The following is a 21,384-nucleotide window of genomic DNA, read 5'->3' as shown; positions in this document are numbered from 1 at the left end:
ACCTTCCGGGCAAGTCACCGACCTCAACGCAAAGCGAGGCCACGGCAGCAATTCAGTACTACGCACAAGCCGCACCGCAATTCAAGAATTGAAAAGTTTTTGGACGTACTCTTTTACCGCCTTGTTAGTTTCATCTCTGATCTGAGTCGTTTCCTCCTTAGTCGCTCCATTCCATGGCCAAGACCATTCTACCTCGGTTTTCTTGAGCTTCCCTTGGCACTTGTTAGCGCAGGGCGCTCGCTCAGTATAAAGTTTAACGACCGTCTTCTTCAACGTGGCGGCTTGGTCGAGTAGATCTTCTTCTGCATGCACTCCCTTTCCTGATCTTCCAGTGATGATAGAACCGTCGTCCAAGAGAGCTGCTCCGTAGTTCCCCGATTTGCCGCGAGCACCGTCTACCCGCCTACGCTTTTGAGTCGCGACAGTGAGATCGCTTCCGCCAAACGCATCGACCTGCGAACCGATTTCATTTCCACACTTACCCGCACAGCCAGCCCTACTCGCGTCCCATTCCCGGTGAAGCGCATTGAGATCATTCCGCGCCTTATTGAGTCCGTCACCCAAAACTTTGGCTCCGGCCCCGGCAACAACCGCACTGCCGGCAAGCGCAGCGCCACCCAGCGCTAGGCAAGCAACGGCCCCCACGACGATAACTGGGCCTTCAGCCGTAACTAGAAGAGCCGTACCGCAGCCAGCGAGGACAGAGTCGGCCCACACAGCGCCACCCACTCCGGCCGCAGCGACGCCCGTACCAGCAGCGATCTCCAGGACGTCTTGAGCGAGAGCGGAAATTTCTTCCTGATGTTCAATAATAAAGTTTATGAACCAATCAATATCACCCTCAAGGGCAGCAAGGAATTCATCAATCTCCTCTTTCAGCCCTTCGGCGCCGGGCGTGTTTCCAGCTACTTCACGCAGCTTGAGCAGGGAATCTTTGTATTGCTCAGCCTGCTGCTCCGCACGAGCTCTCTTGTCGAAATACTCGGCTGAATCCTCGGCATCCTCGATGTAACCGAGCGCGTCCTCTGCCTCATCGGCGGCATGAACGGCATGATCCTCAGCCTCTTTGGCTTGGTCTTCGGCATGTTTAGCAGCATTGTCTGCTGTGGTGGCGTGGTTCTTGGCATTGTTGGCTGCGGTTTGGGCCGCGTTGGCGTCGATGGCAGCCTGGTCTGCGGCGGCTTGAGCCGCGGTCGCCTGACGGGTGGCCTCTTGGGCGGCGGTAGTAGCGGCGGTGGCGGCTGCGGTGGCTCGGTCCGCGGCGGCACGGGCGTTTTTCGCGTCGGTCTCGGCGTCGGCGGCCGCGCGGCCGGCTAGGTTGGCGTCGGCTGTTGCTTGGTTGGCGGCGGCGCGGGCAGCTTTGGCGTCGGCCTGGGCGACGCGGTCGGTGGCGTCGGCTTGGGCGGCAGCCGTGCGAGCGGCTGCACCGTGCTGTGCGGCCTCGGCGGCGGAACGCTGCGCCTGGGCGGCTGACTTCGCCGCCTCATATGCCGACGTTGCGGTGTTGGCGGCAGCGGTGAATGCTGGGCGAACTTGCTCGTTGGCGGCTTGCGCGGCCCGGGTGGCCCAGTCTGCCTGTTTGGCGGCGTCGGTTGCTGCCGCGTCGGCGAGGCTGACGTGGGTGTCGCCGAGGTCTTGGGCGCGTTCGGCGACCTGTGTGGCGAAGGCAGCGTCGATGTCGGCTTGGGTGAACGGCGCGGCCTGGCCGATCGCGGTATTGGCGGGTTCGGCGATCCCGGACGCGGTTTGCCTGGTCGCGGTGGCAGCTCTGGTGGCGATGCTGGCCTGCAGCGCTGCTGTGGATGCCTCGGTGGCGGCGGCGTTCGCTTCGTCCATGGTGTGCTGCGCGGCCAGCTTCGCCAAGCCGGACTGGACGAGGGCGTCTTGGGCTTGGGTTGCTGCAGTTCGTGCGGCCTCGGCGGCACGACTCTGCTGGACGGTCGCTTGTGCTGCGGCGGCGTCAGCGCGCAGGGCAGCGGCGTGGGTGGCGGAGGCTTCGGCTTCGGCGGCGGTGGCGGCACGGTTGGCGTTGAATGCGGCGGTGTTGGCGATGCTGGCGGCTGTGTGGGCTCGCGCTGCGGCGGATTCCGCTTCGCTGGCTGCTGCCCGGGCGTTGGCGGCGGCGGCCCTGGCCTGGCTGGCGGCGGCACGTGCCCTGGCGGCGGCTCCGTCCGCTTGGATGGCGGCCTGGCGTGCTGCGATGGCGGCGTTGGAAGCGGCATCGGCGTCCAGTTGCGCGCGGTCGGATGCGGCAGCCGCGTCGTTGGCTTGCTGCCGGGCTGCTACTGCCGCGGCCTTGGCCTTGTCCTTCTCTGCGCCGGCGGTGATGCTGGCGGCCACGGCCTCGGCGTGACGGGCGCGCGCCTCGGCGAAGTTCTGCTGCCTGGCGGCTTCCCTGGCTGCGCGGGATTTAGCCGTCGCGTTGGTGTCGGCAGCGGCTGCTGCCTCGTTGGCCTTGGTGGCAAGGCGGTCCTGGTCTTGGGCCTTGGTGCTAGCAGTGGCGGCGGCAGTTTCTTCTCGCTGCGCCGCAGCGCGTTTGTCTGACGCGATCTTCGCCTGCGCGTCGGCTTCGGCGCGTTTCTGGGTCGCGATGTTGCGCTGCTCGACGGCGACTTTGCGGTTCTGTTCGGCGACTGCGGCTTGTTGCTGGGCCAGGGCGTTCTGTTGCGCTGCTACGGTTCTTTCGCGTTCGGCGATGGTGCGCTGCTCGGCGGCGGTGTCGCGTTCGGTCTCCGCGGTTTGCCGGTACTGCTTGGCTTTGCCGGCATGGGTGATGGCCTGTTGGAGTGCCGCTTCGGCGTCGGCTCGTGCGCGTTTGCTGCGGGCGACGGCATCGGCGGCGGTCAGAGCTTGGGCTTTGGCCGCGGCGGCGATCTGGGCTGCGGCTTTCTCGTGTTCCTTGGCGGCGCCTTCCCACTGCGCGGCGTTGGCGGTGTGTTTGGTGGCCTTGTCGGCGGCGCCGGTGGCGGCGTCGTCGGCGACGATCGCGTCCACAGCATGCTTGGCCGAGTCGGCGGCGCCGGCGGCGGCGGCGGCAGAAGCGCCCATCGCCTGGACCACGGTGACCCACTGGGTGCCGTAGTCGAGGCCGGTGTCGATCAGAACCTGTGCCTGGACGCCGGCTTGCACGGCCGCGGTCTGGGCTTGCCGGGCGTATTCGGTGGCGTAGCCGCTTTGGCGGACTACTTCCGCGGTGAGGGTGTCGAACCCGCCCTTGGTCCCATTGGCGGTGTTGGTGGTCAGGCGCTGCTGCGCGGCTCGTGCGGCGTTGCCGGCTGAGGTCATCGCGTTCGCGGCGCGCTCGAGTGCTCGGACCCCGTCGCCATGGGCGATCATGATGAGGCGGCGGGCTTCGTTGGCGCGGCGGGATCGCTGGGCGAGGTCTGTCAGGTCGTCGGCGGCTTTCTGCCGGGCGGCGAGCTGTTCGGCATAGGCCTCGTATGCCTCGGCGTCCTTCTTGGCCGCGGCCAGGTAGCCGGTGGTGAAGAATTCGGCGATGGCGGTGTCACCGGCCTGCAGCGCTGCGGCGGCGGCCTTGGCGACTTCAGTGCCGTTGCCGGAGGCCAGCATCGTCACTCGCTGGCGTAGTACTCGCCGGCGTTCGGCTTCCGCGGCGCCGGCGGCCACGTCCCGGGCGGTGGCGACGTCCCGGCCGTAGGCGAGGAAGGCTTCGCGGTCGAGGGCGGTGCCTTTCAACGCTCGCTGGACCGCGGCGTTGAATTCGGGCCCACCGGTGTTGGCGAGCGCGGTGATCGTGGCGATGTTGCGGTTGTCGATATCGGTGCGGCGTTTCTTCGCCTGTTTCCTGGCGGCGTCGGCGCCTCCGTTGAGGAACGCCATGATCGCTTCAGGAGTGCCCGCGTTCAGGGCCTGCTGCGCGGCGGCACGGACTTCGTCGTCGGCGTCGAGCCCGGCCATGTCGGCGACCAGATCTCGCAGCCGGTTGTCGAGAACGATGCCGTCGTCGGATTCTTGTTCAGCCAGGGCTTGTAGAGCTGCTGCCAGGGGCGTGGCGCGTACGGGTGCGGCGTGGGCCGGCACGTCGACGCCGGTGCTGATCATGGTGGCTGCCAGCAGCGCGGCGCCGACACGGATGAGCCACGGCCGGTCACGGCGGCGCCGCGGCGCCGCGGCTGGTTTTGACAGTGAGATGTTCACGACACCTGATTCCTGATGCGGGGGTTGGCGGAAGATCGCGATGGCGACGTGCCGTGGGTACGCCGCACTGCTACTCGCGGGCCTACGAGTAGCTCCGTTGCCGGGACAGTCGACCGGCGGTGATGCCGCTGCCGGTTAGGGCTGCATCTTGCGTTCGCCCTGCAGTGCGAGCTCGTAAAGGCCGGCCCAGTAGGCGGTCCGCGAGGCGGCATTGTTGCGCCAGGTGGTCCATTGCTGTGCCGTGGTCGGGGCCGTGTCAGCGATGGGTTGCCAGTTCGGGTTGTCCGTCGCATCGGCGGCAGCACGGGCGATCTGCTGCCAGTTGGCTGCCTGGCCCGCAGCGACCTTCTCGGCGGCCTCCCAGGTGGTCTGGGCGGAGCTGGCTTGTTCGCCCATGGCGTGCCACGCACGGGCGGCCGCAGCCCGTGCCTGGATTTGTGCTTCGCCGACGGCTGCCAGCGCGGCCTTCTCCGCGGCTTCGGCCTCAGCTTGCAGCCGCTTCACGGCGGCGAGCCAGACCATGTCGCTGTTGGCGCACTGCACCTGCTGGGCTTGCATGTCGGCGCTGGCGGCGGCAGCCCAGTCGTAGGCGAAGAACTCCACCACGTCGGCGTCGGTCGCTTCGGCTCGTAGCGCGTATCCGGCGGCGGCACGCACCTGGGCGCCGGGGTCGGTGTCTCGCAGCGCGGCGACGAAGTCACGGTCGGCTTGCACCAGCGCGGCGGCCTGCGCGCCGGCCGCCTCGCGGGCGGCTCGGTCGCGTTGCATCGCCGCGGCGTATCCGGTACGGGCGAAGGCGTCGAGTGCGGTTGGGCCGCTGTTCAACGCGAACTTCGCTGCGGCATGGACCTCCGGGGCGAACTCAGCGGTGTGTGTGGCCAGGATTCGCCGGGCGAAGTCAGCGTTACGCGCGTTGAGCTCGTCGGACCGGTTCACCGCGTACGCCAGTTCCGAGTTGAGGAACCGCGCTACGGCGGCATTCACGTTGGTGGCGATCAGCGCCGACCATGCGGCGGTCCGGACCAGTGACCGAGGATCGTAGAGGGCCAGGTAGTTCACATAGAGGCGGTCGGCGGCTGCCGGATCGAACGACGCGGCCGAGGCATAAGAGGCATGCGCGGGAGACGTAACCGCCCAGGCGGGCGTGACCTCGCTTGCCAGTACGCCGGAGGTTGCCGTGACGGCGGCAAGCGTCACAGCCCAGCGAGTTCGTCTCGGCAAATTCATAATTTCATCCCCCGTTCACCGCAGGCACCTATCAGCCGCCTGCACCCCGGCCCTTGACGCGTGCCATAACGACACCTCAGACAACATTTGGCATTCGCCCAGGTCAGCGGGGTTCGGCACCCAGAATGGGTATGAGCCATCGGCCGATGAAGGCGGCGACGAATCGCCCGCCATGACTGACCTCACGACCATCTAACACGTGATCACCTCCGCGCACCAGGGTTCCCACGGGGCCGAATGGCCCACGAACAGCTCATACGCTGGCTGTTTCGAGTGAGCCAGGAGACAAATCTCCATCAATGTTGACTGCGGGTGTAGTGGCATGGTTACGTTCCCATGGCCAGCCTGGAACACGGCATCTTGACAGTGGCCTCCCGGCGGCCGCAGCGGTCCATCGTGGCCTCGCCAATGAGGTGCTGACCAGGCACGACAGCACCAACGACGGGGAAGTTTATGCACATCGCCATCAGACGTCCCGGCGCCGGCCGAGGCCTGCTTGCAGCCTCTGCCGCTGCTATCGTGACGCTGCTCACGAGCCCGGTTCCTGCCGTTGCGGCACCTACGCCCACCGCCCCATCGGCAATTTCGGCGACCGCGAGCACTGATCTTTTCGATGATGACGGCTTGCCGACTGACATGGCGCAGAAAGTCGAAGCGGCCCGCGAGATTGAAATCGAACCTGACGGAACATGGCTCGCTCTGAGCGACCGAAACTTCGTCTTCAAAATCTGGCAGAATTCGGCTAACTATCCGCTTGTTCGTAACGCTGCGGAACTCGCCTTGACCGCCGATGAGGAAATCATCGAAGCTGTCTGCAAAGCGTTCATTGTGGTCGGTATTTTCGACGCCAAGAAGGCCGACGACGCGAAGAAAATCGCCGACGAGACGGCTGCCCGGCAGGCACGCGACCTCCGGCGTGCTGCCTACGCTGCTGCAGGACTCACCATCGACACTGACGGGCGCATGCTGCTGCTGTCCGAACGCGACGCGGTGTACGAGATCTTCACCAAGGCTCCCGGTAATCGGGTGAAGGCGGCAGCTGATGCCGCTCTCCGGGCGGGCGGGGGTGCTTTGCACACCTTCCTGGCATCCGGCGTGATGACTGCCGCCGACCAGGACGTACAGGACGCGATCAAGGCCGCCGAGGATCAGGGCAAGGAGGAGCAGGAACGCATCGCCCGTGAAGGAGCGATGCAAGCCGCGGCTGCGGTACTGGGCGTCGTCGCCGATGCCGGCAAGCTCGCCATGGCCAACGACGATTTCATCCGGTGGATCTGGGAAACAGTCGACAGGATGAACCGGCCGGAAATCAGCGCCGCCGCCGAACGTGCCCTGCGCAGTAGCGACCGGACCGTCTGGCGGGAATTCATCACCACCGGCATCCACACCGCCAACAAGGCCGACCTTGATCGGCAGCTGGCCGAGGCGGAAGCCGCCGACCGCCGTTCGATCGAGTCGATCAAGAGCCGCGCCATCGCCGACGGCGCCGACAACCTGGTCACGGCAGCGACCCAGGCCCTCATCGGCGACCGGCGAGTCGTCAGTGACTTCCTCCTGCTCGGGCAGCACCAGGTCGCCCCCGATGAGGCCAACCGGCCGAGCAAGGGCAGCTGGGAGTGGCGTAACGCCAACTCCGACCAGTGCCTGGCCATCAGAGGCGGCAGCACCGGCGACGGCTCACCCTTACAGCAGAGCAACTGCACCCACGCCGGCGACCAGTTGTGGATCGGGATGCGCGTCTACAACACCGGCGGCCGCTACCGACTGATCAGCGCCAAGGACCGCACCAAATGCATAAGTGTCACCAACGCCGCGTTCGTCGTGCGAACCTGCGACGGCAAAGCCGACCAGTACTTCTCCTACAAGAAGGTCGGCGGCAACTACATCTGGATCAACGAGCAAGTTAACCGCGCGATCACCGTCCAGGGCGCCAGCCGCGACGCCGGCGCACCCGCCATCACCGGCGAGGTCACCGACAGCGCCAGCCAGCAGTGGTTCGCCACCAGCACCGCGCTCACCCCGGGCCAGCGGCTGGAAGAGGCCCGGGTACTGCACTCCCAGGCCGGGCACACCGCGAATCTGCAAGGTGACGGCAACTTCGTGGTCTACAAGGGCCAGCGCCCAGGGTGGGCCACCAACACAACCACGGGTGTGCGCCTGCTCAACCAGATGGACGGCAACCTCGTCCTCTACCGTGCCGACAACACCCCCCTGTGGGCATCCAACACCGCAGGCAACGGCCCCAGCACGCTGCTGCTGCAGGACGACGGCAACCTGGTGCTCTACAGCAACAAGGACGGCAAAGCCGTCTGGTACTCCAACACCCTAGACCTGCCGGTCATCAGCTACCTCAACGGCAAGTGCGCAGACGTGCCCAACTCAACCTTCCAGCCGGGCACCAAGCTGCAGATGTACACCTGTAACGGCTCGCCAGCGCAGAAATGGATGATCATCAACGAGGCGCTGGTGAGCTCCAACAACCAGTGCGCCGAGGTCGCCGGAGGCGCGAAGACCAACGGCACCGCTGTGCAACTCGGCGCGTGCGACGGCGGCGGCGCCCAGCGATTCTGGGTCGACAGCAGCGGACGACTGGTGAACCCGCAGTCGAACAAGTGCGTCGAGATCGCCGGCAGCGCCACCGGCGACGGCGCCAAGCTGCAGATCTCCGACTGCACCACCAAGAACAACCAGAAATGGCGCAGGCAGTAGCCAGCACCAGGGATGGCGACACCGGTGAGGCACACGACGCACCGGCGCTCCAACCCTGAATGACCATGCGAGGCGTCAGGATGCCCCTCCGCATCCTGACGCCTCGCGACGCTCGCGCCAGCAACAGCGTCGGCCGGGATGCCCCGCGCACTCACATCAGCTTCGACGCGCCAACCAAAACGCCCCTAGCCCACATCTCGGCAGCCCACGCCAAGCAGCCCTTGCCACCCGTGCACCCAGGGCAAAAGCGTTCATACCGGCCCCTCGGCCGATCAGTGACAGCTCGACCAACGTGACCGTCGTGCCGGTGAGCAAGACACGACAACAGGAGAATCCATGGCGCTTGCCGCACACCTAAGCCGGATGACGGCACGAATCATCCTGCCCATCCTCGGCATCGCGCTGAGCAACGTCTCGTCCCTGCCGGCTATCGCCAGCGCGGCAGCGGCCGCATCGCCGTACACGTTCACCTCCGACGATGTCGGATTCGCCGAAGGCGGCGGCAACGGCGACGACGCATCCTCGATCGACCGGATCACCGCCATGGACGAGTATTTGGGCGACAAGAAGCCCATCATTCGCCTCGATCTGCTCTGGGACAACGTCCAGAAGTGCTCCACGTGCGCACCCGATTGGCGAGCCCTCGATCCACGCGTTGATGCTGCCTACGAGCGCGGTGCCCGCGTGCTGCTCATCCTCGACTACGCGGCGCCATGGGCTAACGGCGACAGAGACCCCAGCTACTTCCCCACCGACGACGCCGCCTGGGCAGCCATCATCGACGCAGCCGTCTCCCACTTCGGCCCCAAAGTGCAGGCGTACGAAGTCTGGAACGAACCGAACATCAGCCGCTTCGGCAACTACGGCGACAACAGCCTCGACGCCCGCGCCGGCCGCTACTGGGAACTGACCCGCATCGCCTACCAGCACATCAAGGCGAAGTGCCCGCAGTGCTCGGTACTGGCGGGCGGCTCCGCCAGCGGCGACACCGTCACCAAGAACGGCACCATCCACAACAACGATGAAGCCTCCGACTGGCTGGAATGGGCATACCAGAACAAGAAGGCCGGCTACTTCGACGCGGTCGCCTACCATCCCTACCCGGACTGGACCGGCGGACACCTGCCCTCGTATGCGATGACACCATGCACCAACGGCACCTGGTACCGCTTCTGGTCCACCTTCGGGCCCGATGACGCCAACTGCGGCGGCCTGGCAGCCGTACGCGACGTCATGCTCCGCCACGGCGACACAGCGAAGAAAATCTGGGCACCGAGTTCGGCTTCCCGACCATGGGCTCACGCCAGCCGCAACCCCCGGAATACATCCGGGACGCCCTCGAGGAGGGCGTACGGATGTGGCGCTCCCGCGACTACACCGGGCCACTGTTCATGTTCTCATTCCAGGACGCGCCACACTCGCATGAACCCTGCCGCGCCAACCCGGCAGACGCCGAATGCCACTTCGGGCTCCGCGACGCCGACGGCAACCCCAAGGAACCAATGTTCACCGACGTAGGCGCCGCACTGCGCGGCGACCCATGGCAAGCCGACCTCGCGCCGGGCCGATCCGTGTTCCGCGGAGCCGCGCTGCGCTCAACCGACGGCCGCTATTGGTTGTGGATGCAGCCCGACGGAAACCTGGTCCTCTATCGCGTCACCGCCTCCGGCAGCACCCCGCTGTGGGTAAAAGGAAACCTGCGCGGCTACCGGCTCACCAACCAGAACGACGGCAACCTGGTGCTGTACGACCACGCGAACCGGCCGCTCTGGGCATCCAACACTGTCGGCGAGAACCGCACGACGCTGGCATTGCAGAACGACGGCAACCTGGTGCTCTACCGGCAAGACGGCAAAGCAGTCTGGGCATCGATGACGGTATGACACCACGGCGGTTGCCCACCAGCCGCCCACCGGATGGGACAGTTAAAGGGACCTCCGGCGTGGTGGAAGTTACGACCCTTTCGCCGAAACCGGAGGTCTCATGGCCGACCGTAACGCCCGGCTGACCGTGCACGGCCGACGCCTGCTGGTGCAGCGTGTCGTCGACGATGGCTGGCCGGTTGAGCATTCACTGGACGTTTTAATAACGTTGGTGAGTTATCGGAGGGTTGAGAACCCGCGATCATGGCTACGGCTGGCCGATACGCCCGAATCAACCCTTTCGAGATGACTCTGATATGAGGAGATCTGCGGCCTTTGATCCCTCGATCGTGTTTGATTAGTTTTCCGCCCGGAATCGACGGACCTGGTGTCCCCCTCGCCCGCCGATGCCACCGTATCCCCAGGTCATGACCGAACGACGCGCATACCCATCCGACTTGTCCGACGCTCGCTGGGCCCTGATCGAGCCGCGCCTGAGCGCCTGGCGCCAGGCCCGCACCGACGCCCGAACCCAGCTCGGCATCAAGGGCCGCGTCCCCACCCACGACCTGCGCGAGATCTTCAATGCGATCCTCTACGTCAACCGCACCGGCATCGCCTGGCGCTACCTGCCCCACGACTTTCCTCCACATGCGACGGTCTACGGCTACTTCGCCTTATGGAGCAAGGAAGGGATCTTCACCGAACTCAACTACAACCTCACCGGACTCGTCCGCGACCACCACGGCCGCACCGTCGAGCCCACCGCAGCGATCATGGACACCCAAAGCATCAAGACATCCACGAACGTGCCGCTCGAAACCCAGGGCATCGACGCCGGCAAGAAGATCGCCGGCCGCAAACGCGGCATCATCACCGACACCCTCGGCTTACTGCTCGCTGTGCTCGTCACCGCCGCCAACGTCAGCGACAACGTGATCGGCAACGACCTGCTCGACCAGGCCACCGCCACCTACCCCACTCTGGCCAAGACCTGGGTCGATGCCGGTTTCAAGGTCAAAACCGTCGAACACGGCGCCACACTCGGCGTCGACGTCGAGATCGTCACCAAAGACCCACAGGTCAAAGGCTTCAGCGTCACCAAACGGCGCTGGGTCGTCGAGCGCACCCTCGGCTGGCTCATGCACCACCGCCGACTCGCCCGCGACTACGAAACCCTGCCCGGCAACTCCGAATCCATGATCACCCTCGCCATGATCGACAATCTCGCCCGCCGGCTCACGGACGAAAACACCCCAACCTGGCGAGACCCCCAAATCAGATAGCACCACAAGATACGTTAATCAGACGTCCTCTAGGGGCTGTTTGCATGACCGCTTTCGGCGGATGGTCATTCGGTGGCGCGGTCGGCGGCGCTTCTGCGGTGGATCGGGTGTTGGCCGCCACGCGGCCGCATCTGCACGCCGAGTTCGTCCTTGAGCATCCGGTGCACCAGCCCGTAGGAGCGGTCCAGCTCGGCGGCGATCTTCCGGATTGGCTTGCCTTGTTGGACGTAGAGTTCCTTGACCATTGCGAGTACGCGGGGTCGGTCGCTGGCGGGGATCCGTTGCCGTGTTGAGGGAACTTCTGCGGCTTGATGTCGTTTGGGCCGGTGCGGGGATGAGGCGTTGTCCGTATCGTGACGGATTTGGGGCGTCAAGATGTTCTCCTTTTTGGCGATGGATTGCGTGGCTTCGGGGAAGGTGCGATGTTGCTGCGCTGGTCTTGTCTGTTGTCTCTTTCTCGCAGCTGTAGAGCTGGGCCGAAGCTGTATGTCGCCTGCGGCTGATCGAGTGGGTCTTCCTCGGGTTTCCGCCGACGTGGCGCACAGCGCCGTTGAGTACGCCGTATTGGGTGTTCTTGTGGGTCGAGAAGTTGAGGACAGCGACTGGGTGGACAGTGACGAAGCGGTGGCGCCGCGGTCTTGGGCGCGGGTGGGAGAGGCGCGGTGCGGCGCCACCAGCGGGTGTCGCTTCAGACAGGTCGGCTGCTGGTCGAGCTGTCGGCAGCGGGTAGGGCGACGACCGGTGCCGCGGGTCGCATCATCGGATGGGCGGACGGGCCACTGCTGGCGAGGGGGAATGGCTCGTGCCGGTGATATCCGTGACGCTCGTAGAGGTCGGCGTTTGCGGGGCCGGTTGCCTCCAGGTAGCAGGGCAGCCCGGCGGCGTCGACGAGTGTGTGGTGGTGTTTCAGCAGCTGGCTGCCGCGTCCTTGCCGTTGCCGCCCGGGTCGTACGGCGAGGAACGCCAGGTAGTCGTGCGAGGTGTCCCGTGGGTGGTGCCGTTCCAGGGCCGCGTCTAAGCGTTTGAACCAGGCGGTGCGGGCGCCGCAGATGTCGGTCAGCCGCTGCTCGTAGTCCGTGGGTGCCGGTGGCGGCCCGCAGAGCCGGTACCAGACGGCGGCGGCTGCGCCGTCGCTGGTGAGTTCGATTTGGCCGTGCTCGATCGCGGGTTCGAGCAGCAGCGTGAAGTACGGCGGATACATGAGGTGGCGTGCCACCTTGTCAGGGACCAGCCAGTTTGCGTAGTCGCCGTCCTCGAACGCTGCGGCGAGGAGGAGCGCCACGTCGTTGAGATCATCGGTTCCCGCTAGTCGGACCGTGACGTCAGCGGTGTTCATCGGCGCGTCTTCGTCGGGGTTGCCTCGGAGGTGAGGGCGGCGACGGCGGCCTCTGCGCCGCGGCCGATCACGCGATAGACCTGCGGTCGGGCACCGGCGAGGTATACGGCATGGAGCAGCCCGGCGACCGCGGCTGCCACATACAGCAGCGGGAACAGCAGGCTCGCGGGGTGTCCTTGCTCCACGCCGAGCAGCGTGTCGAAGCTGCGGAAGGTCTCGTAGGTGATCCAGGCGAGGCCGACGAAGGCGATGACCGGTGTGATCGTGGTACGCCAGGACGACTCGTGGATCGGTTCGCCGGTTCGGCGCAGTTTGGTGTAGTAGACGATGACGGCGAGGGACGTGATGGTCATCAGGAGTAGGACGCCGACGCCGCCGACGACGGTCAGCCAGTAGAACCCCTTGGTCAGAGGATCCCAGCCGGTGATCGCATACGTGGTCACCAGAAGCAGTGCCAGGCCGGTTTGCAGCAGCGAGCCGCCGAGTGGGGCTTTCGAGCGGGGGGCGGTCGTGCCGAGGAAGCGGGGGAGTACGCCTTCACGGCCGGGGGAGTAGAAGTATCGTGCGGCGCCGTGGTGGAAGGCGAGCATGGCTGCGAACAGGCTGGTGATCATGAGGATGTTGCCGATCACGGGTAGGGCGCTGCCGATGTGGTCGTCGGCCAGGTTGAACAGCAGGTTCGGGCCCTCGGCGCGGGCGCGGTCGATGATGTTTTCCGGGCCGGTGGCGACCGAGGCTGACCAGGAGACGAACGAGTACAGCACGGCGATGATGCCCAGCGCGGTGAAGATGGCCAGGGTGATGGTGCGGGCCGGGTTCTTGGCTTCCTCGCGGAAGACGGGGACGCTTTCCACCCCGACGTAGCCGGCGATGCCGATGGCCATCGCGGTGCCGCCGCCGACGCCGAACAGCGTTGTCGGATCCAGGGTGTTCCAGCTGACGGTGCCGCCCGCGGGGTGGGTGACCAGCGCGACTGCGATGACGATGACGATGGCGATCTCGGCGATCAGCAAGGTGCCCAGCACTTTGCCGCTGAGCTCGATGCTGCTGGCGCCGAACCAGGCGACGATCATGATGCCGAGGTAGGCGATCGCCCACCACGGCACGTCGAGGATGTCGTGTTCGGCGAGGAAGCTCGCGGCGATGGGTCCGAACCCGGCGATGAGCCCGATCTGCATCGCGTTGTAGGCAACGATCGCGAGGAACACGGCGGCGACACCGGCGGGTCGGCCGAGGCCGTGGGTGATGTAGGAGTAGAACGCGCCGGCGTTCGGTATGCGCTGAGCCATCGCGACGAAGCCGACGAAGAACAGGGCCAGCGCGATCGCGTCGGCGACGTAGCCGATCGGGATGCCGGCGACGCCGGTGACGGCCCAGCCGGTGGTTGCGCCGGACCCGGCAACGGTCAGCGGTGCTGCCGCGGCGAGCACGCCGAAGATCAGCGCCCACGGTCCGAGCCGGTTCGCGGCCAGCGTTTGCAGGACCATGCTCGGCCGAGCGGCGGCAGGGGGACGGGACACAGCAGACGGCTCCTTTGAAGAAGGTGGGTGGGTGGGTGCAGGGGTGCGCTTATCGGAGGCGGGAAGTGACCGCAGAGCCAACAGCGTTCTCGGTGAGGGCGGCCAGTAGCTGTACCGGCTCGGGCGCTTGCTGCAGCTCGTGGCGCAGTGACAGGGTCACGTTGAGGTCCGCGGTCCGCAGGACCGTGCGGTGCCAGTCGCAGGCCAGCAACAGCCCACCGAGGAGCCGGTCGGTGTTGTCCAGCGGCTCCTGCCGCTGGAGTCGGTTGAGCAGCCGCGCCCACGGCCAGGCGGCGTTGTTGCCGTCCGCTGGGCGGTAGCCGGTCCGGTTTCGGGAAAACAGCCGGCGTGCCGCGACCTGTTCCACGTGGCCTTCACGGACCATCCGGCCCGCCACCCGGTCGTACGCAGTGGTTGCCAGGAACAGCAGCCATGTCGGCGCGGGGTGACTCTCGCAGGTCACGATGTCCAGGACCTCGTGGGCGAGCGGCTCGTACGGCGCTGGACGGGTGGGGACTGTGACCGCGTAGTCGGCGGTGATCATCAGATGTCCGCCCAGGACGAGTTCGCCGAGCAGCGCTGCGGCCAGCACCAAGCCTGCTACGTCCTCGTGCAGTTGCAGCGCGCCGTCGCGTTCTTTGTGCATCAGCCGGAACAGGTCGTCGGCGAGCGGCGCGTTGCGAACCGCTCCACGCGTACGGGGCCGTTTGGCCGCTGGCATAGCCACCACCGCCGACACCACACCGGGCCTAGGAGATGCATCCGGTTGCGGCGCGGGATGCGCGGCGGGGCCGTCCGCTGGGTATGTTCGGTCTTTGGCGTGCCGGCCGACGGACTGTGTCATCGACAGCTCGCCAAGCGGGGGTTGGGGTGCCGGTGGTGGCTGTGGGGGCAGCCTGGTCAGCCAGGCAGGGTCGGGTGGCCGTTGCCCGACGGGTTGCGGGTGGTCTACCGGGGCCCGCACGGAGGGCCGGTCGAAGGACATGGGCGTGTTCCTTCCGCTGAAGGTGGCAGGTGAGTCCCCGGCCGTGAGTGCGGCCGGCGGCTAGCGGCCGGAAGCGCCCATCAAAAATGGCATAAAGATCGATGGCCGGGAATGCGGTTTTTGTGTCGGTTTTCGTTTTCTGGCGCGCGGCCTGATCGTGAGCAACCCGTTCGCGCCCGCGGTGACAGCGGTGAAGCCGTCCGCGCCTCAGCAGGCAAGGACCAGGCGACCGCCTCGAGCGCGGATCACCAGACGACATCGAACGAACTGTCCGGTGCGATCAGGCGCAGGAGCGAGCAGGGTGGGGTGCGGGGCTGGCCTCGGGGGCGGTGCACGAGGCCGTGCTCTGCAGCCGTCAACGGGTTATGGCACGCGACCGACGGCGCCGTAGATTGCTACCTGCGCCGGGGTGAGCTCCGAGTCGTCGGTGTCGGGGCGCCACTGGGTGATCGGCACGATGCCCGGGTCGACGAGGTTCAGGCCGCGGAAATAGCCCTCGATCGTTTCGCCGGTCCGGGCGTGTACGTCGGTCTGACCCGCGCGGTACATGCGCTGATACCTCTGACGATCCTCCTGCGGCGAGAGATCCAGGGTGAAGTGGCTGATCACCAAATAGCTACCCGACGGCAACGCCTCGACCAGGCAACCGACCGCGTGCGCCGCTTCACCGTCGTCGGTCAGAAAATGCAGGACGGCGGCCAGCAGCACCGCGATCGGCTGCTCCTGCCGCAACGTCGCTCGGAAAGCCGGCGACGTCAGGATGCTGCGTGGATCGCGCAGGTCAGCCTCCAGGTAGTCGGTGCGCCCTTGCGCAGTGCCGCACAGCAGCGCCCGCGCGTGAGCCATCACCAGCGGATCGTTGTCGACGTAGAGCACCCGGGCGGCCGGGTCGATGCGTTGCGCGATCTCATGGGTGTTGTCCGGCACGGGCAGACCCGCGCCGACATCCAGGAACTGCCGCACGCCGGCTTCCTCGGCCAGGTACTGCACGGCGCGCTGCAGGAACCTACGGTTGGCCCTGGCGGCGGCTGGCGCTGACGGGAACGCCTCGGCGATGGCGTCGCCGGAGGCCCGGTCAGCGGCGAAGTGGTCCTTGCCGCCGAGCCAGTAGTTGTAGCGGCGAGCCGGATGCGGCACCGACGTGTCCATCCGCGAACTCGCCACTGCACCACCTGCTGCCGGCGACCGGCCGGCCGGCGCCGCACGGTCCTCTACGGCAGGCCGCGACACCGGAATGGCGCTGCCCGCCGCCGATGCCGTCTCGGCGTGCGGCAGCGTGCCGGTGCGGCGCGGGTTATACAACCCGATCTCGTGATCATGTTTGGCGTCGAACACCCGACGTAGCGCCGCCCGGCGTTCTTCCCGGGGCCACCGATGCGCTCCTCGTTCCATGTGACCGACCCAGCGCGCATCGACCTCCAGCGACGCGAGATCGCCCCGGCCCGGGTGAAGCTCGCGCAAAGCCCTATTCACCGCTTCGGCCAGCTCGGCCCGAGACATGTACTGACCGGCTCGGTACGGCGATGGCATGCGGCGGCGCCGCGCGAGGATCTCGTTGTTCGCGCTGAAACTGGTTGCTGGTGTGGACGGCATGTCTTCCCTGCTTGTGGGTGATATGGTGGGTTTTGCCGGGGTAGGTGGGTATGCCGGCCTTGGTGGCGGGCAACGATGCGGGGCGAGGGCGTACCGCTCGGGTGCCTGGCCAGAGGCGCCGAGCGGTACGCCCTCCGTTCCGGCCGCGCGATTGCGGGGGAGAGATGCACGGCCGGAGGCCATCTACGCGGCGTTGCTGGGTTTGCGCCACATCGGGAACAGGTGCGGGCCGTCCGCAGCTATCGGGTACGGGTCCAGCTCGAGGTACTCGTGCGCCGCGTACAGCGCCCTGTTGTGGTCGCCGGTGGCTTCGAGGTAGGCGGGTCGTCCGGCCGCATTGAGTTGCTGATGACGGTGATCGAGCAGCCGGGAAGCGAATCCGTAGCGCCGGTATGGAGGCCGAACCGCGAGATATGCGAGGTAGTCGTGTGGTTCGGCGCGTGGGTGATGTTCGTGCATCGCCCGTTTCAAAGCAGTGAATCGCTCCATCGCTGGGCCCGCCGCGGCGCTGAGCCGATGACCGTAGTCAGCCTCGGGATCGGGGAGCCCGTCTTCGTCGACCTGGTACCAGACGGCCGCGCCCGCGATGATGGAGTGATTCCAGATGGTGAGCAGGTCGACGTGCGCGGTGGTCAGAGCGTGCTCGGCAAGCAGCGCGAAATAGTCCGGGTACCGGGTCCGGCGTTCATCCCAGTCCGGGATGAGGTAGTCGGCCAGATCTGCATGCATGAAGGCGCTGCTCAGCACCGTGGCCAGAGCCGCGACGTCGCTGTCGCGCGGACGTTTCCTAGCCTTGCGGATGTGGACGTTGTGTCGGATGTCGAGCGTCATCGGACGGCGCTCCGGCTTTCGGCGACACACGCGAGCGCGACGCGGCGATCGATGTCGCTGACGGCGAACATATCGGCATCCCTTTCACACCTCGGATAGAATGCGGAAGCGCGGGCAACGACGAAGGCGCACAACGCTGCATGGCGTTTCACCTTTCCGAGACCCCGGCGGGACCCGCGAATGCGACGGCATTCGCCCATCCGGCTCCCTTCACCTCACCGGCCACGGCCGCTACCAGACCCTGTGCAGTTTGAGCAGACAGTTCAGAGACGCGCTTCGGACGGCGCTCGGCACGTGCACGTGCGCCTGCAGAGCAGGAGCGCGGTCAGCGATGTCGAACAGCAGCTGAGCGGGTCCGGATACGCCGATGAGCAGACCCAGCGCCTCGACTTCGATGCCGATCGCTTCGTCGACGCGGTGACACTGGCGCAGCATCGCGGAGTACGCGCCGGCAATCTCAGCGCCGCGGCTGGGGCTGGCATCCGGCGTGCGGATCCAGTTCCGCCACATCTGGTCCATGAGGTTGATCGCATCACCGCACCGCCCGCCGGCATGCAAGCAGATCGCGCGCCCCATCCGGGCCTCAACGGTCTCCGCCTCGCTGCCAGCTCTCGCACAGGTGCTGACCAGCTGCCGGTAAACCTCGGCGGCCCGTTCGAAGGAAGCCAGATCGGCCTCGGCCCGGGTCTCGTAGACCTCGGCGAGCGTCGTGGCGGCGCGCCGTGTCCGCCGGTGATCGGTCCCCAGCATCCGCACATGCGTTGTATGGGCGTAGACCGCCCACGCCACATCCGTTGAGTCGTCGTGGCCCTCAGCGCTGCTGACCACGTGGATCAGCGCGGCTCTGGCCAACTCCAGGTCCGGTGGCACGCTGGCCGGGTCGAGTCCGACGAACAGCGGCGCGACGAGAGCAAATGCGGCGTCGTCGGCGTGCCGGACGTCGAGGAGGTATTCGGCACAGGCCACCGTCGCAGCCGGCGCCGTTGCGACGGCGGCACTGTCCGTCGCGGCCCAGCTGCCGGGGTCGTTGGCAGAATTGGCGGCATTCATGTTCGGCCCTTCCGGCAAGGCATCCATCTACGGTTTCCTCGCCACGCCGGCCCAGTAGTAGGCGGCCCGCGCGTCGCTGACCGAGGTGTCCGGGCGCCAAGCCGATACCGGCACCAGGCCTGGCTCCAGCAGCGGCCAGTCACCGAAAAATTTAGCGACCGCCTCTTTCGACCGGGGTACGAAAGTCATCCCGGCACCGGTCGCGGCGTTGACCGCCGCGGCCATCTCGGCAGGGTTGAAGTCGGCCGACGGATGAGTGATCGCCAGACAGCTGCCGGATGGCATCGCGTCGCGTAGCTCGGCCACCGCGCCCCACGGGTCGTCCTCGTCGGCGATCAGCATCAGGATCGCCATCAACGTGAGACCGACAGGCTCGGACAGGTCCACGGTGTCCAGCAGCACCGGGTCATCCAGTATCGATCGTGGTTTACGCAGGTCGGCAGCCAAGCATCTGCTGAGGCCCTGGGCAGTGCTGACCATCAGAGCGCGGGCGTGGACGAGGACGAGCGGGTCGTTGTCGACGTAGACCACCCGGGTCTGCGGGGCGATGCGCTGAGCCACCTCGTGCAGGTTCGGAGAGGTCGGGATGCCGGTCCCAATGTCCAGGAACTGCCGGATGCCCTCCTGGTCGACGAGGTCCCGGGCGGCGCGGTGCACGAACTTGCGGTTCTCCCCGGCCATGTATTGCAGGTCGGGGATGGCTCGAATCATCGCGTCGCCGACCGCGCGGTCGACGGCGAAGTTGTCCTTGCCGCCGAGCCAGTAATTGTAGAGGCGCGCGGAGTGCGGCACGCTCGTGTCGAGATCGAACTCGCTGGTCATGGCTTGTCTCCGGTCGCCTCACGTACTGGCGCGGCACCGTACGCAGCACGGTGCGGGGCTGGGCCGCTCGGATACCGGGCCGCGGCCGAATTTCGGGCACGAGCCACGGGCCCGCCCGGACCTCGCAGCATCGGCTGCACGATCACGCCCCCGGGCGTCAGCCGCACCGCCTCGCCGTGCGGGCGGTATCCGCACCGGGCACACAACCCCGTGAGCGACGCCTCGACCGCGAGGCATCGAGCCGAATGCAACAGGCCGTGCAGGTGTTCTGTCAGCAAGGCGGTCGCGACACCGTGATGCCGTTGATGTAGCAGCACGCCCAGGCCGGCCAGGCGCAGATGCGGCTGCGACAGGTGCGGCCGCCAGACAACGGCTTCCATCTGGCTCATGCGCAGGGCGACACCAGCCCCCGCCACGGCCATAGGAGCGTCGGCAGCCGGGTCGGTGCACGGCAGCCACACCGCCGCGCCGATCGTCGCACCGGCTACGTCAGCCAGCCGTACCGCGCCGTGCCGCAGCGCTTCCCTGACGCGGTCGAGATAGAAGGCGTGAAGCTGGCCGCCACGAACCAGCGGGTCCGATTCCAGCCACGTCCCGATCGATGTCGGCAGCACGGTACACGCCAGAATCCCCGCTACAGGCGCCACGTCCCACTGGGTCGCGTCACGGATCGTCACACCCGATGGCGGCTCGGGCAGCGCCATCATGACCGGATCCCCTTGGCGACCGATTCATCGTCGCCTGATGCGATATCGGACAGCTCGGCGCGGCGGGCGGCACGCAACCCACCGTCGTAGATGGCGATCCCGGCGACCTGCCGGCCCGGCTCAGCCGGACAACCCCGTCTGCAGATGTGCCGGCTCCGGGTACCCGCCGGCTCTTGACCCCGGGCTTGGCCGGTGAGCCAAGCTCCCACGGCCACCACGCCCTCGTGCACGTCGGCGAGCGCCTCGTCCAGCGGCACCGGTTCCGTGGTCACCACGCCTCCCTGTTGTGGTCGAATTGAGCAGTGCTGACCGGCGCCGGTTCCGCCACGTCCCCCGCTCGGCTGGTACGCGGACATGGGTTTCATCACGTCCGACCGCCTGCACCGGCCGCCGGATACGGCCGATGCAGCCGCACCCGGCTGGCGAGGTAGTGATGGGGCGGGGCTGCGACGTCCGGCTGCACCATGCCGCCCGGCACCGGAATCCGGAACGCCTCACGCGAGCCGGGCCGGTACTCGCCGCGGGTAAGCCCGTCATCCATCGCCGCGAGCCCACTCGTGAGCATCCTGATGCCGGCGTCGGTGTGACCGGCGATCTGCTGATAGCGCGTCAAGACCCGTTCAAGCCACCGCCGGCCACGCTCGCCGTCGGCGTGGTGGTAGACCGCGATAGCGCGTATAGCTCCGGCCAGAAGCAGGCGACGTTCGTCGTCGACGCGTTCGGCCAGGCGTGCATAGACGTGGCACCGTGCCTCAGCGTCCTCGTCGCCGATGTAGACGCCGAGATCGGCCCATACCGCCGCGACCGGAACCAGTGCAGTTCGTACGTCGTCGGTGACAGCCCCCGCCGGCCCGCTCACCAGGTCGATTGCATCATCAACGGCATCGAACGCCGCCTCGGCAGCGTCGACCCGCAGGTACGCCTCAGCGAGGACGGTGCACCAGACCGCGGCCGGCTGAGCCGACCACAGCCCCCCGGCGTACTCGTGCTGCCACGGTTCACGTTGCAGCAGCAACACCGCGCCGGCCGGCTCCTTCCACACCCGTTCCCGCACCGCCTCCAGTGACAGCGGCTCGGCAAATCTCGCCGCGCCCGTCTCTCCAGCGGTCACGATCGCCTCCGCGCCAGACGGTGAACGTGCACCGCAACATGCTGCGCCTGGGAGCCGGTCTGGGCTGGTGAATGGGTGGCACCCGCCGAAACGGGTGCCACCACCTCGCCCACCACCGCGGTCTGCGTATCGACACACAGCAGCAGGGAGAGTCGAAGGCGGCGCTGCGACACGCCGAGCACGCTCA

At 66.9% G+C, this 21,384-nt stretch carries 17 protein-coding genes; 4 read left to right on the top strand and 13 right to left on the bottom strand.

The features are described from left to right. Window positions 1-81: 81 nt before the first annotated feature. Together ACTEI_RS37460 and ACTEI_RS28420 are read right to left on the bottom strand one after the other, a co-directional pair. Window positions 82-4,158: a hypothetical protein gene (locus ACTEI_RS37460; RefSeq protein ID WP_164466164.1), complete on the bottom strand. Its 4,077-nt coding sequence runs from the start codon at window positions 4,156-4,158 to the stop codon at window positions 82-84. A 135-nt stretch (window positions 4,159-4,293) separates the two neighbouring features. Beyond that, window positions 4,294-5,385: a hypothetical protein gene (locus ACTEI_RS28420; RefSeq protein ID WP_145830983.1), complete on the bottom strand. Its 1,092-nt coding sequence runs from the start codon at window positions 5,383-5,385 to the stop codon at window positions 4,294-4,296. A 519-nt stretch (window positions 5,386-5,904) separates the two neighbouring features. Between ACTEI_RS28420 and ACTEI_RS28415 the strand changes: the two genes are divergently transcribed. The 4 genes from ACTEI_RS28415 (at window position 5,905) to ACTEI_RS28400 (ending at window position 11,242) form a co-directional block, all read left to right on the top strand. Further along, the gene (locus tag ACTEI_RS28415) at window positions 5,905-8,094 is read left to right on the top strand and encodes a ricin-type beta-trefoil lectin domain protein (protein ID WP_164466162.1); all 2,190 of its coding nucleotides are present in this window, start codon (window positions 5,905-5,907) and stop codon (window positions 8,092-8,094) included. A 336-nt stretch (window positions 8,095-8,430) separates the two neighbouring features. Next, window positions 8,431-9,612 (top strand): hypothetical protein, encoded by a 1,182-nt coding sequence (locus ACTEI_RS37455; RefSeq protein WP_164466161.1) that lies wholly within the window; start codon window positions 8,431-8,433, stop codon window positions 9,610-9,612. Next, a complete protein-coding gene (locus ACTEI_RS37450; RefSeq protein WP_164466159.1) occupies window positions 9,597-9,977 on the top strand; it encodes a bulb-type lectin domain-containing protein in 381 nt (126 codons plus the stop codon). Before ACTEI_RS37455 ends, ACTEI_RS37450 begins: the two co-directional genes overlap by 16 nt. A gap of 407 nt (window positions 9,978-10,384) precedes the next feature. Continuing rightward, window positions 10,385-11,242, top strand: a complete 858-nt coding sequence (locus tag ACTEI_RS28400; RefSeq protein ID WP_122980462.1) for an IS5 family transposase — start codon at window positions 10,385-10,387, stop codon at window positions 11,240-11,242. Window positions 11,243-11,307: 65 nt separating this feature from the next. On the opposite strand, the gene ACTEI_RS39075 is transcribed toward ACTEI_RS28400, so the two are convergent. The 11 genes from ACTEI_RS39075 to ACTEI_RS28345 all read right to left on the bottom strand — a co-directional run bounded on the left by ACTEI_RS39075 (window position 11,308) and on the right by ACTEI_RS28345 (window position 21,197). Further along, window positions 11,308-11,916, bottom strand: coding sequence for a helix-turn-helix domain-containing protein (locus ACTEI_RS39075; RefSeq protein ID WP_262384862.1), 609 nt, complete (start codon window positions 11,914-11,916; stop codon window positions 11,308-11,310). Between the two features lie 14 nt (window positions 11,917-11,930). After that, on the bottom strand, window positions 11,931-12,578 hold the full coding sequence (locus ACTEI_RS28390) for a GNAT family N-acetyltransferase (protein WP_122980461.1): 648 nt from the start codon (window positions 12,576-12,578) through the stop codon (window positions 11,931-11,933). After that, the gene (locus tag ACTEI_RS28385; RefSeq protein WP_122980460.1) at window positions 12,575-14,065 is read right to left on the bottom strand and encodes an APC family permease; all 1,491 of its coding nucleotides are present in this window, start codon (window positions 14,063-14,065) and stop codon (window positions 12,575-12,577) included. The genes ACTEI_RS28390 and ACTEI_RS28385 overlap by 4 nt, the downstream gene beginning before the upstream one ends. A gap of 82 nt (window positions 14,066-14,147) precedes the next feature. Beyond that, complete coding sequence (locus ACTEI_RS28380) at window positions 14,148-14,837, bottom strand: GOLPH3/VPS74 family protein (RefSeq protein ID WP_164466157.1); 690 nt, start codon at window positions 14,835-14,837, stop codon at window positions 14,148-14,150. Window positions 14,838-15,446: 609 nt separating this feature from the next. Next, window positions 15,447-16,676, bottom strand: a complete 1,230-nt coding sequence (locus tag ACTEI_RS38680; protein ID WP_239082659.1) for an SAM-dependent methyltransferase — start codon at window positions 16,674-16,676, stop codon at window positions 15,447-15,449. A gap of 183 nt (window positions 16,677-16,859) precedes the next feature. Beyond that, on the bottom strand, window positions 16,860-17,507 hold the full coding sequence (locus tag ACTEI_RS28370) for a GNAT family N-acetyltransferase (RefSeq protein WP_122980457.1): 648 nt from the start codon (window positions 17,505-17,507) through the stop codon (window positions 16,860-16,862). Between the two features lie 231 nt (window positions 17,508-17,738). Further along, window positions 17,739-18,584, bottom strand: coding sequence for a hypothetical protein (locus tag ACTEI_RS28365; protein WP_122980456.1), 846 nt, complete (start codon window positions 18,582-18,584; stop codon window positions 17,739-17,741). Further along, window positions 18,585-19,379, bottom strand: a complete 795-nt coding sequence (locus ACTEI_RS28360) for an SAM-dependent methyltransferase (protein WP_122980455.1) — start codon at window positions 19,377-19,379, stop codon at window positions 18,585-18,587. Then, window positions 19,376-20,086 (bottom strand): hypothetical protein, encoded by a 711-nt coding sequence (locus ACTEI_RS28355; protein WP_122980454.1) that lies wholly within the window; start codon window positions 20,084-20,086, stop codon window positions 19,376-19,378. The genes ACTEI_RS28360 and ACTEI_RS28355 overlap by 4 nt, the downstream gene beginning before the upstream one ends. Next, window positions 20,083-20,358 (bottom strand): hypothetical protein, encoded by a 276-nt coding sequence (locus ACTEI_RS28350; RefSeq protein WP_145830982.1) that lies wholly within the window; start codon window positions 20,356-20,358, stop codon window positions 20,083-20,085. Before ACTEI_RS28350 ends, ACTEI_RS28355 begins: the two co-directional genes overlap by 4 nt. A 92-nt stretch (window positions 20,359-20,450) precedes the next feature. Further along, the gene (locus tag ACTEI_RS28345; RefSeq protein WP_122980452.1) at window positions 20,451-21,197 is read right to left on the bottom strand and encodes a hypothetical protein; all 747 of its coding nucleotides are present in this window, start codon (window positions 21,195-21,197) and stop codon (window positions 20,451-20,453) included. Window positions 21,198-21,384: the final 187 nt, after the last annotated feature.

The sequence above is a fragment of the Actinoplanes teichomyceticus ATCC 31121 genome (genome assembly GCF_003711105.1).
GTDB lineage: Bacteria > Actinomycetota > Actinomycetes > Mycobacteriales > Micromonosporaceae > Actinoplanes > Actinoplanes teichomyceticus.
The sequence above is the reverse complement of the archived record's forward strand: the minus strand, read 5'-3'. Positions and strand labels throughout refer to the sequence as shown.

Coding starts and splice junctions, on each gene's coding strand:
- ACTEI_RS28420 (WP_145830983.1), bottom strand. CDS start 5,385: ATGAATTTGCCGAGACGAACTCGCTGGGCTGTGACGCTTGCCGCCGTC.
- ACTEI_RS37455 (WP_164466161.1), top strand. CDS start 8,431: ATGGCGCTTGCCGCACACCTAAGCCGGATGACGGCACGAATCATCCTG.
- ACTEI_RS37450 (WP_164466159.1), top strand. CDS start 9,597: ATGTTCACCGACGTAGGCGCCGCACTGCGCGGCGACCCATGGCAAGCC.
- ACTEI_RS28400 (WP_122980462.1), top strand. CDS start 10,385: ATGACCGAACGACGCGCATACCCATCCGACTTGTCCGACGCTCGCTGG.
- ACTEI_RS28390 (WP_122980461.1), bottom strand. CDS start 12,578: ATGAACACCGCTGACGTCACGGTCCGACTAGCGGGAACCGATGATCTC.
- ACTEI_RS28385 (WP_122980460.1), bottom strand. CDS start 14,065: ATGGTCCTGCAAACGCTGGCCGCGAACCGGCTCGGACCGTGGGCGCTG.
- ACTEI_RS38680 (WP_239082659.1), bottom strand. CDS start 16,676: ATGCCGTCCACACCAGCAACCAGTTTCAGCGCGAACAACGAGATCCTC.
- ACTEI_RS28370 (WP_122980457.1), bottom strand. CDS start 17,507: ATGACGCTCGACATCCGACACAACGTCCACATCCGCAAGGCTAGGAAA.
- ACTEI_RS28365 (WP_122980456.1), bottom strand. CDS start 18,584: ATGGATGCCTTGCCGGAAGGGCCGAACATGAATGCCGCCAATTCTGCC.
- ACTEI_RS28360 (WP_122980455.1), bottom strand. CDS start 19,379: ATGACCAGCGAGTTCGATCTCGACACGAGCGTGCCGCACTCCGCGCGC.
- ACTEI_RS28355 (WP_122980454.1), bottom strand. CDS start 20,086: ATGATGGCGCTGCCCGAGCCGCCATCGGGTGTGACGATCCGTGACGCG.